The sequence below is a fragment of the Curtobacterium sp. RIT-PI-V genome, from assembly GCF_025642935.1.
Taxonomy (GTDB): Bacteria; Actinomycetota; Actinomycetes; order Actinomycetales; family Microbacteriaceae; genus Curtobacterium.
In genome coordinates, this window is the sequence record NZ_JANZKM010000050.1 from 1 (window position 1) to 10,199 (window position 10,199).

The 10,199-nt window shown below is 71.4% G+C and carries 12 protein-coding genes; 11 read left to right on the forward strand and 1 reads right to left on the reverse strand.

The genetic code is table 11. The features are described 5' to 3' along the window. Nucleotides 1-371, forward strand: a 371-nt coding sequence (locus OGL88_RS17560) for a C40 family peptidase (RefSeq protein WP_263092299.1), incomplete at its 5' end; no start/stop codon positions are given. A 215-nt stretch (nt 372-586) separates the two neighbouring features. Here OGL88_RS17560 and OGL88_RS17565 read toward each other — a convergent pair. Next, entirely contained in the window at nt 587-1,078 is a 492-nt protein-coding gene (locus OGL88_RS17565; protein WP_111086931.1) for an inorganic diphosphatase, read from the reverse strand. Nucleotides 1,079-1,142: 64 nt separating this feature from the next. On the opposite strand from OGL88_RS17565, the gene tilS reads away from it, so the two are divergent. From tilS to OGL88_RS17615, 10 genes are all read left to right on the forward strand, one after another. Beyond that, nucleotides 1,143-2,162 (forward strand): tRNA lysidine(34) synthetase TilS, encoded by a 1,020-nt coding sequence (tilS, locus tag OGL88_RS17570; RefSeq protein ID WP_263055431.1) that lies wholly within the window; start codon nt 1,143-1,145, stop codon nt 2,160-2,162. Nucleotides 2,163-2,171: 9 nt separating this feature from the next. Beyond that, complete coding sequence (gene hpt, locus OGL88_RS17575; RefSeq protein ID WP_205463567.1) at nt 2,172-2,723, forward strand: hypoxanthine phosphoribosyltransferase; 552 nt, start codon at nt 2,172-2,174, stop codon at nt 2,721-2,723. Nucleotides 2,724-2,858: 135 nt separating this feature from the next. Continuing rightward, a complete protein-coding gene (gene ftsH, locus OGL88_RS17580) occupies nt 2,859-4,847 on the forward strand; it encodes an ATP-dependent zinc metalloprotease FtsH (protein ID WP_263055430.1) in 1,989 nt (662 codons plus the stop codon). 9 nt (nt 4,848-4,856) lie between these two features. Next, nucleotides 4,857-5,723 carry a dihydropteroate synthase gene (gene folP, locus OGL88_RS17585; RefSeq protein ID WP_263055429.1) on the forward strand — a complete coding sequence of 289 codons (867 nt, stop codon included), beginning with the start codon at nt 4,857-4,859 and terminating at the stop codon, nt 5,721-5,723. Beyond that, complete coding sequence (folB, locus tag OGL88_RS17590; protein WP_263055428.1) at nt 5,720-6,109, forward strand: dihydroneopterin aldolase; 390 nt, start codon at nt 5,720-5,722, stop codon at nt 6,107-6,109. The genes folP and folB overlap by 4 nt, the downstream gene beginning before the upstream one ends. Beyond that, the gene (folK, locus tag OGL88_RS17595; protein WP_263055427.1) at nt 6,106-6,663 is read left to right on the forward strand and encodes a 2-amino-4-hydroxy-6-hydroxymethyldihydropteridine diphosphokinase; all 558 of its coding nucleotides are present in this window, start codon (nt 6,106-6,108) and stop codon (nt 6,661-6,663) included. Before folB ends, folK begins: the two co-directional genes overlap by 4 nt. Beyond that, a complete protein-coding gene (locus OGL88_RS17600; protein ID WP_263055426.1) occupies nt 6,660-7,148 on the forward strand; it encodes a DUF3180 domain-containing protein in 489 nt (162 codons plus the stop codon). The genes folK and OGL88_RS17600 overlap by 4 nt, the downstream gene beginning before the upstream one ends. Nucleotides 7,149-7,237: 89 nt before the next feature. Then, a complete protein-coding gene (locus OGL88_RS17605; RefSeq protein ID WP_263055425.1) occupies nt 7,238-7,759 on the forward strand; it encodes a PH domain-containing protein in 522 nt (173 codons plus the stop codon). Nucleotides 7,760-7,768: 9 nt separating this feature from the next. After that, on the forward strand, nt 7,769-9,526 hold the full coding sequence (locus OGL88_RS17610) for a PH domain-containing protein (protein WP_263055424.1): 1,758 nt from the start codon (nt 7,769-7,771) through the stop codon (nt 9,524-9,526). Further along, a partial coding sequence (locus tag OGL88_RS17615; RefSeq protein WP_263092300.1) for a Rossmann-like and DUF2520 domain-containing protein occupies nt 9,523-10,199 on the forward strand: 677 nt, incomplete at its 3' end. The genes OGL88_RS17610 and OGL88_RS17615, both read left to right, overlap by 4 nt.

Here is a 10,199-nt window from a genome sequence, read left to right on the forward strand (position 1 = left end):
CCTACGCCCGCACCCAACTCGGCAAGCCGTACCTCATCGGTGGCGCGGGCCCGAACAGCTGGGACTGCTCCGGCCTCGTGATGATGGCGTACAGCTCGCAGGGCATCGCAACCGGCGGCCACAACGTCGTCTGGCAGTACAACTACTTCGGCTCGATCGGTCGCCTCGTGCCGCTCTCGCAGCGCCAGCCCGGCGACATCCTCTTCTACTCGTCGAACGGAACCGCTTCCGGCGGTTACCACGACTCGATCTACACCGGCAACGGGATGATGGTCGAAGCGGCCCGACCGGGCGTCGGCGTGGTCGAGCGGGCGGTCTGGACGCCGAGTCAGCTCCTGCCGTACGTCGCCCGCCCGAGCGGTTCCCTGTAGCCCGCAGCCCGGTCTTTCCCAGAGCGGCTGCGGTAGCAAGCGGGATCGGGCGTACCTGCCCGGATCAGAGCACCAGGTACGCCCGTTCCCACGAGGTACGCCCCCGCACCGCACCACACGGCAAAGCACCCCACGAACGCAGAACGGCGCCCGCCCTCCGGATGGAGAGCGGGCGCCGTTCGGCGTCAGGAAGCCTCAGGAAGCGTCAGGAAGCGTCAGTGACCAGCGGGCACGTACGCGGCCTGGCCGGCCTGCACGATCGCCTCGGCCTCGGCGGCGTCGCCCCAGCCCTCGGCCTTGACCCACTTGTTCGGCTCGAGGTCCTTGTAGCGCTCGAAGAAGTGCGCGATCTCGGCCTTCGTCTGCTCGTCGACGTCCGAGATGTCCTGGATGTGCGTCCAGCGCGGGTCCTTCGCGGGGACCACGAGGACCTTCTCGTCCTTGCCGGCCTCGTCGCTCATCTTGAAGACGCCGACCGGACGGACCTTGACGCCCACGCCGGGGAACGTCGGGAACTCGAGGAGCAGCAGCGCGTCCACGGGGTCGCCGTCGTCGGCCAGGGTCTTCTCGAAGAAGCCGTAGTCGGTCGGGTAGACGAACGACGTGAACAGCACGCGGTCGAGGTAGACACGACCGGTCTCGTGGTCCACCTCGTACTTGTTGCGGCTGCCCTTGGGGATCTCGACGACGACGTCGTACGCGGCCATGTCTGTACTCCTGGTGTGTCGGTGGGGCTGTCGGTGGTCCCGAGAGCGCGGCTAACGTTACCGGGTGAACTCTCCGCGTCCCAGGCTGGACCCTGCCGTCGCCGAGACCCGCCTGGCGGTCCGCGACCTGCTCGCGACCGCGTTCGACGACGGCGTCGTCACCGCGGGTGACCTCGTGCTGGTCGCGCTGAGCGGCGGACCGGACTCGCTCGCGCTCGCCGCGGCCACCGCGTTCGAGGCGGGCAAGCAGGGACTCCGAGCCGGGGCAGTGGTCGTCGACCACGCGCTCCAGGCGGGCTCCGAGGCGGTCGCGAGCCGCGCCTCCCGGCAGGCATACGAGCTGGGTCTCGACCCGGTCGAGGTCCGCAGGGTCGCGGTCGGCTCCGACGGTGGTCCGGAGGGCGCCGCCCGGGAGGCCCGCCACGCGTCGATCGCCGAGGTCGCCTCCGCCACCGGGTCGCCTCTCGTGCTGTTGGGACACACCCTGGACGACCAGGCCGAGACGGTGCTGCTGGGCCTGCTGCGCGGCAGCGGGCCGGACAGCCTGTCGGGCATGCTGCCGCTCGCGCGGCGCGAGCAGGGGCCGGCCTACGGCCGCCCGCTGCTCGCCGTGCGTCGGCACGCGACGCGGCAGGCGTGCGCCGCCGCCGGGTTGGCGCCGTGGCACGACCCGCAGAACGACGACCCCGCCTACGCCCGTGTCCGCGTGCGGAACACCCTCATGCCGGTGCTCGAGCGCGAACTCGGTGCCGGGGTGCCCGAGGCGCTGGCGCGGACGGCCGACCAGCTGCGCGAGGACTCGGCGGCACTCGACCACTTCGCCGAGGAACTGGCGGAGGACATCGCCGAGCACTCCGAGGCCGGCATCTCGCTGTCCGTCCGGGCGCTCGGGGCGAACCCGCCGGCGCTCCGGCAGCGACTCGTGCGCCTGGCGGTCGAGAGCGAGTTCGGGGTGACGCTGTCGCGCGTGCAGACGCTCGAGGTCTGCCGGCTCGTCACGGACTGGAGCGGACAGGGGCCGATCGACCTGCCGGGCGTCCGGGCGTCGCGATCCGGTGACCGCCTGTCGTTCAGTGCCGGTTAGGCTGGACCGGTGGAACTCTCCGACGTCCAGGCAGACCTGTCCGAAGTCCTCTTCACCCCCGAGCAGATCGACGACAAGCTCGCCGAACTCGCGGCGGTCGTCGACGCCGACTACGCGGGCCGCGACCCCCTGCTCGTCGGTGTCCTGAAGGGTGCCGTCATGGTGATGGCGGACTTCTCGCGGCACCTCAAGATGCAGGCGCGGATGGACTGGATGGCGGTGTCGTCGTACGGCTCCGGCACGAAGTCGTCCGGTGTGGTGCGGATCCTCAAGGACCTCGACACCGACCTGCACGGCCGCGACGTCCTCATCGTCGAGGACATCATCGACTCCGGTCTGACGCTGTCCTGGCTCAAGCAGAACCTGCAGTCCCGCGGTGCCGCGAGCGTCGAGATCGTCGCCCTGCTGCGCAAGCCCGAGGCCGCCAAGGTCGAGGTCGACGTCAAGTACGTGGGCTTCGACATCCCCGACGCATTCGTGGTCGGCTACGGCCTCGACTACGACGAGCGCTACCGGAACCTGCGCGGTGTCGGCGTCCTGGCGCCGCACGTGTACTCGTAACCCGTCCAGGGGGTACGCGCTTCGGGTTGAGTTCGCCCGCAGAGGACACCCATTCTCGCCACAGAATCGCGGCCGTATGCTGACCTGCACGCAACTTCGGCAGAGAAAGGTGTCGGGCACTCGCGCCCGGATCACATGAACTTCAAGCGCATCTTCCGCGGCCCGTACCTCTACGTGCTGATCGCGCTGGCGGGCATCTTCATCGGCTGGAGCGTCATCAGCCAGGGCAGCACGACCGAGGTCAGCACCCAGAAGGGCCTCGAGCAGCTCGCCGACGGCAAGATCTCGTCCGTCATCGTCAACTCCACCGAGCAGCGGGTCGACATGATCACCCGCGACGGCGACAAGCAGGAGCAGTTCTACTACTCCACGCCCCGTGGCGAAGAGGTCATCCAGGCCGTCAACGACGCCAACCTGCCCAAGGGCTACGACGACCACGTGAACACGGGCAACTGGTTCCTGTCGCTCCTCGGCGTCCTGCTCCCGTTCCTGATCATCGGTGCCCTGTTCTGGTTCCTGCTCTCGAGCGCCCAGGGCGGCGGCTCGAAGGTCATGCAGTTCGGCAAGTCGAAGGCCAAGATCAACAACAAGGAGAACCCGCAGGTGTCGTTCGCCGACGTCGCGGGCTCCGACGAGGCGATCGAGGAACTCCACGAGATCAAGGAGTTCCTGAAGGAACCGGCGAAGTTCCAGGCCGTCGGCGCCAAGATCCCGAAGGGCGTGCTGCTGTACGGCCCTCCCGGAACCGGCAAGACCCTGCTCGCCCGCGCCGTCGCCGGCGAAGCGGGTGTGCCGTTCTACTCGATCTCCGGTTCGGACTTCGTCGAGATGTTCGTCGGTGTCGGTGCGAGCCGTGTCCGTGACCTCTTCGAGCAGGCCAAGGCGAACTCGCCGGCCATCGTCTTCATCGACGAGATCGACGCCGTCGGTCGCCACCGCGGTGCCGGCATCGGCGGCGGCAACGACGAGCGCGAGCAGACGCTCAACCAGCTGCTCGTCGAGATGGACGGCTTCGACGGCAAGACGAACGTCATCCTCATCGCCGCGACGAACCGTCCTGACGTGCTCGACCCCGCGCTCCTGCGTCCGGGCCGCTTCGACCGCCAGATCGGTGTCGACGCACCGGGCATGGCCGGCCGCCAGCAGATCCTCGAGGTGCACGCGAAGGGCAAGCCGCTCGCCGCGAGCGTCGACCTCGAGCTGCTCGCCCGCAAGACGCCGGGCTTCACCGGCGCCGACCTGGCGAACGTCCTGAACGAGGCCGCGCTCCTCACCGCCCGGTCGAACGCGCAGCTCATCGACAACCGCGCGCTCGACGAGGCCGTCGACCGCGTGATGGCGGGCCCGCAGCGCCGGACCCGGATCATGTCCGACCAGGAACGCCTGATCACCGCGTACCACGAGGGCGGCCACGCCCTGGCGGCAGCGGCGATGCGGCACACCGACCCGGTCACGAAGATCACGATCCTGCCGCGTGGCCGTGCCCTCGGGTACACGATGGTGCTCCCGCTCGAGGACAAGTACTCGGTCACCCGCAACGAGCTGCTCGACCAGCTCACCTACGCCATGGGTGGACGCGTCGCCGAGGAGATCGTGTTCCACGACCCCACCACGGGCGCCTCGAACGACATCGAGAAGGCCACCGGCACCGCGCGCAAGATGGTCACCGAGTACGGCATGAGCCAGGCCGTCGGGTCCGTCAAGCTCGGCTCCGGGTCGAGCGAGCCGTTCGTCGGCCGTGACATGAGCGGCGGGACCGGTCGCGACTACTCGGAGAACATCGCGCAGACCGTCGACGCCGAGACCCGTGCGCTGCTCGAAGCCGCGCACAACGAGGCCTACCAGGTGCTCAACGACAACCGCGACATCCTCGACCGCCTGGCCGGTGAGCTCCTCGAGAAGGAGACGCTCGACGCCCCGGAGCTCGTGGACATCTTCAAGGACGTCCGCAAGCTGCCGGAGCGCCCGCAGTGGCTCTCCAGCGACAAGCGTCCGGTGAGCAACCTGCCCGCGATCGACGTGCCCGGGCAGGCCGCCGCCACCGCAGCGGACCCGTCGGACAGCGAGTCGACCTCGAAGCCCCGTCGTCGCCCCTTCGGCAACCCGGGTATCGCCCCGGCGTAGGGGGCCGGCATGACCGACCTGCCGACGAGACGTGCTCGTCGGCTCGACACCCGCGGCGGTCCGTCACCGGACCGCACGCGGGTGTTGGGCATCCTCAACGTGACGCCCGACTCGTTCAGCGACGGCGGGCTGCACCAGGCCTACGACGCCGCCGTGCAGCACGCGCGTGACCTCGTCGCCGCGGGTGCCGACATCATCGACGTCGGTGGGGAGTCGACCCGGCCGGGCTCGGAGCGCGTGCCGGTGCCGGTCGAGCAGGATCGCGTCCTGCCGGTCGTCCGACAGCTCGTCGCCGAGGGCATCCCGGTGAGCGTCGACACGATGAACGCCTCGACCGCCGAACGGGCCGTCGAACTCGGCGCCGCGATCGTCAACGACGTGTCCGGCGGCCTGGCCGACCCGGACATGGCCCGCGTGGTCGCGTCGACCGGGGCCGGGTTCGTGGTCATGCACTGGCGTGGTCACAGCGACCGGATGTACCGCAACGCCGAGTACGTGCACGCCGTCGACGAGGTCCGGCGCGAGGTCGAGATGCGCGTGGCCGAGCTCATCGTCCTCGGGGTGCGCCAGGAGCAGGTCGTGATCGACCCGGGCCTCGGCTTCGCCAAGCAGGGCGTGCAGAACTGGGAGATCCTGGCCGGCTACGAACGGTTCGCCTCGATCGGCCTGCCGGTGCTCGTCGCCGCATCACGCAAGCGGTTCCTGGACGGAGTGGGCAGCCCCGAGGGCGCCCCGCCGAAGGACCGCGACCTCGCCACCGCCGCCATCAGCCTGCTCGCCGCCGAACGCGGCGCGTGGGGGGTGCGCGTGCACGACCCGGCACCGACCCGTGCCGTGCTCGACGTCTGGGACGCCTGGAGGGCAGCTCGCTCGTGAACGACACCATCCGCCTCGTCGGGGTCCGTGCCCGCGGCCACCACGGGGTCTTCGACCACGAACGTGCCGACGGTCAGGACTTCGTCGTCGACGTCGCCGTGGAGCTCGACGCCCGCGCGGCCTCGGGCAGCGACGACCTCGACGCCACCGTGCACTACGGCGTGCTCGCCGAGCAGGTCGTCGCCGAGATCGAACGCGACCCGGTGGACCTGATCGAGACCCTCGCCGAACGCATCGCGGCCGCTGTGCTCACCCACCGTGCAGCCCTGGCGACCGAGGTCACCGTGCACAAGCCGCAGGCACCCATCACCGTGCCGTTCACCGACGTCTCGATCACCATCCGCCGTGCCCGCGGGGCGACCGTGCCGGACGAGGAAGAAGCGTGAGCCGCGTCGTCGTGGCGCTCGGCGCCAACCTCGGCGACCGGGGGAGCACCCTCCGCGCCGCGGCCCGAGCGGTCGCCGCGCTGCCCGGGGTCCACCCGGTGGCGTCGAGCCACGAGGTCGAGTCGGTCGCCGTCACCCTGGACGGCCGCGACGACACCAAGCCGCGGTACCGGAACGCCGTCGTGGTCGTCGACACCGACCTCGAGCCGCAGGCGTTCCTCGACGCGCTGCACGGCATCGAGGACGAGCACGGCCGCACCCGCGACGTCCGCTGGGGCGACCGGACCCTCGACCTCGACGTCGTCGCCGTCGACGACCTGCGCATCGACACCGCCACGCTCACCGTGCCGCACCCCCGTGCCGCCGAACGCGCGTTCGTGCTCGCACCGTGGCTCGACGCCGACCCCGCGGCCGTCCTGCCCGGCGCCGGACCGGTGGCCGACCTGCTCGCCGCAGTGGGGGACGACACCGAGCGCGTCGACGAGCCGCGCCTGTTCGCGGACGTGCCCCGTGCCTCCCGGGCCACCGTCGTAGGGAACGTGACCCAGCCGTGAAGCCGACTCGTCCCTCCACCCTGTTCAGCATCGCCGTCGTGACCGCGGTGGCGGGGTTCGCGTTCGACGCGGTGCTCGCCTCGCGACAGTCGCCGACGCTGCTGCTCGCCGTGCCGCTCGGCATCACGCTCGCGTTCATCGGCGTCGCCGTCGTGCTCATGGCGCGTCCCGTCCGTCGGCACGCCCGCGAGGGCGCCGGCCGGCAGCGTCCGGTCGACCCGCTCTACGCCACGCGCGTGGTGGTGCTGGCGAAGGCCTCGAGCATCTGCGGCGTCCTGTTCGGCGGCTTCGCGATCGGGCTGGTCGTGTACCTCCTGACCCGCTCGGTGACGCCTTCGCTAGGCTCGACCCTGCCGAACGTGGTCGCCGTCGGGGGTGGGATCGTGCTGACGGTCTGCGCACTCGTGGCAGAGCGCATGTGCATCGCTCCTCCGGGCGACGACGACGAGCCGGGCGAACCCCGGAACGGCACGACGGCGAACTGACCCGAGCGCACCCCGCGCGACGGCGAACCGACCCGACCGCACCCCGCACGACGGCGAACCGACCCGAGCACACCCACTGGAGGCCCGCGATGGCGCGTGAACGACTCGACGAGCCGGGCCTCGGCCTGACGGGCATCGACTGGACCAGGGTGTCCGCGAAGCTCGTGTGGACCGAACTCATCGCGACCCTGGTGATCGGGCTCGTGGTGACCGCCGGCCTGGTCCTGATCGGGATCGTGAACGACGGCTTCGGCTCGGGCGCCGGAACGGTCTGGCTGCTCATCGGCATCGCGGTGCTCGTCATCACCCTCGTCACCGCGGCGCTGACGCCCCGCCGGGTCCGTGCGATCGGCTACGCCCTGCGCGACGACGACCTGGTGGTCCGCCGCGGCCTGATGTGGCAGCGCTTCACGGCGGTGCCGTACGGGCGCATGCAGCTCGTCGACGTGGCACGCGGTCCGCTCGACCGGGCGCTCGGCATGAGCGAGCTGAAGTTCGTGACCGCCGCGGCCGCCACGAACGTCCGCATCCCCGGCATCCCCGCGACCGACGCCGACGAACTGCGCGACCGGCTCGTCGAGCTCGCCGAGTCCCGCCGCGCCGGGCTGTAGGGGCTCGCGGTGACCTTCCGACCCGGCCCGCCGCCGCCCGCCCCGCCCACGCGCGGGAACGCCGCTGCGGCAGCGCCCCTGACCGACGGCGAGTGGCACCGCCTGCACCCGCTGACCCCGCTGCTCAAGGGCGGGATCTTCCTGATCGTCATCCTCGGCTACGTGTTGAACAGCCTGCGCGACCAGCTCGTCGAGTTCTTCATCCCGGGCGGCGAGCAGCAGGACGGCGACCCCGTCCGCTACGTCTACGAGCACGGCGTCGTCGGCTGGGTGCTGCTCGGCGTCGCGGTGTTCCTGCTCGTGCTGATCGGGCTCTTCTACCTGTCCTGGCGGATGCACGAGTTCCGGGTCACCGGCGAGATCGTCGAGGTCCGCTCGGGCGTGCTGTTCCGGAACCACCGCAAGGCCCGGCTCGACCGGATCCAGGGCATCAACATCTCGCGTCCGCTCATCCCGAGGGTGTTCGGCACCGCGAAGCTCGAGATCGCCCAGGCCGGCAACGACGCCAACGTGCAGCTCGCGTACCTCGGGGTGAAGGCCGCCGACGACCTGCGGCTGCGCATCCTCGTGCTCGCCTCGGGTGCGAAGGACGACGACCGTGGCAGTGGTCCGGCGCGCGCGTCGAACGGCGTGCTGCAGGACCGCGTCGACGAGATATTCTCGCCCGAGCTCGACCCCGCCGCGGTGCAGGCCACCCGGATCGTCAAGGTGAAGCCCGGTCGCCTGATCGCGTCGATGCTGCTCTCCGGCACCACCGTCTTCATCCTGCTGGCCGTGGCGGCGATGATCGTCAGCGTCGCGCTCACCGGCGAGTACGGGATCCTGTTCGGCCTCTTCCCCGCCGTGATCGGTGCGGGCAGCTACTACGTCCGTAAGTTCTCGCGGTCGCTGCAGTACACGATCGCCGAGACCCGCGACGGCATCCGGATCGGGTTCGGCCTCGTCTCGACCTCGAACGAGACACTGCCTCCCGGCCGCATCCACGCCGTCAGCGTCGCGCAGCCGCTGCTCTGGCGCCCGTTCGGCTGGTGGGACGTCCGGATCAACCGTGCGACGAACGCCGGCAACGGGGCATCGAGCAACCAGCAGGCCTCGGCCATCGTGCTGCCCGTCGGCACCGCGGCCGACGTCCGCGAGGTCCTCGACATCATCCTGCCCGGCCTGGTCGGCACCGTCGTCGCGGGGCCCGAGGCCTCGCAGGAGGCCCTGCGGGAAGGCTCCGCCGAGGCCGTCAGCGTCGTCGACGACAGCCTCATCACGAGCGGCGACCAGGGTGGCTTCGTGCACTCCCCGCGCCGCGGTGCGTGGCTCCGCCCGTTCGCGTTCCGGCGCAACGGGTACCGGTTCGTGCAGGGCGCGGTGCTGCTCCGGCTCGGCGCCGTCTGGCGGTCGCTCGTCATCGTGCCGCTGCCCCGGGTGCAGAGCGTCAAGGTCGAGCAGGGTCCGCTCGAGCGTGCCCTGCGGCTCGCCGCCGTCCACGTGCACACCGTCGCCGGGCCGGTCTCGGCCCGCGTCGGTGCGCTCGACGCTCGGGACGCGCAGCGTCTGTGGTCCGAGACGACCCAGCGCGCCGTCGAGGCCGCTGCGGTCGACACGTCCCACCGGTGGCGCGAACGGGAGGCCCGTCCCGAGTCCGCCGGGCACGCTGCGGACGTGCCGTGGCCCGGGTCCGGAGCCCCTGCCGGACCCGACGCCGACCACCGGCCCGGCACCGTGCCTCCCGGACCGGGGTGGAGCGACGTCCCGCCCACCGGGGCCGTCCGATGAGGGCCGGGCGCCTCGGCGTCGGCGTCGTCGGTGCCGGACGGGTCGGACCCGTGCTCGGCGCCGCGCTCGCGAACGCGGAGCACGCGGTCGTCGGGGTGACCGCCGTGTCCGCCGAGAGCCGTGACCGCGCCGAGGCGATGCTGCCCGGCGCTCCCGTGCTCGCGACGCCGGACCTGGTCGAGCGGAGCGAACTCGTGCTCCTCGCGGTGCCGGACGACCAGCTGGCCTCGCTCGTGCAGGGCCTGGCGGACGCCGGCATCTGGCAGCCCGGGCAGCTCGTCGTGCACACCAGCCCGGACCACGGCGTCGGGGTCCTCGCTCCGGCGATGGCGGCCGGTGCCATCCCGCTCGCCATCCACCCCGCGATGGCGTTCACCGGCACCAGCGTCGACCTGTCGCGGCTCCGCGACGCCTACTGCGCGGTCACCGCTCCGTCGCCCGTGCTGCCCATCGCGCAGGCCCTGGTGGTCGAGATGGGTGCCGAGCCGTTCGTCATCGCCGAGGGGGACCGGCCCGCGTACGCCGATGCCGTCCGCGCCGCCGTGAGCTTCTCGACCGCGATCGTGGACCAGTCGGCTGGCACGCTCTCCGGCATCGGTGTGGACCACCCCGGCCGGGTGCTCGGTGCGCTCGTCCGTTCCGCCGTCGACAACGCACTGACGGCCGCCGACGG

What these genes read in the sequence shown, in the direction of transcription:
- OGL88_RS17565 (WP_111086931.1), bottom strand. Translation starts at nt 1,078, where the DNA reads ATGGCCGCGTACGACGTCGTCGTCGAGATCCCCAAGGGCAGCCGCAAC.
- folP (WP_263055429.1), top strand. Translation starts at nt 4,857, where the DNA reads ATGACCGACCTGCCGACGAGACGTGCTCGTCGGCTCGACACCCGCGGC.
- OGL88_RS17605 (WP_263055425.1), top strand. Translation starts at nt 7,238, where the DNA reads ATGGCGCGTGAACGACTCGACGAGCCGGGCCTCGGCCTGACGGGCATC.
- ftsH (WP_263055430.1), top strand. Translation starts at nt 2,859, where the DNA reads ATGAACTTCAAGCGCATCTTCCGCGGCCCGTACCTCTACGTGCTGATC.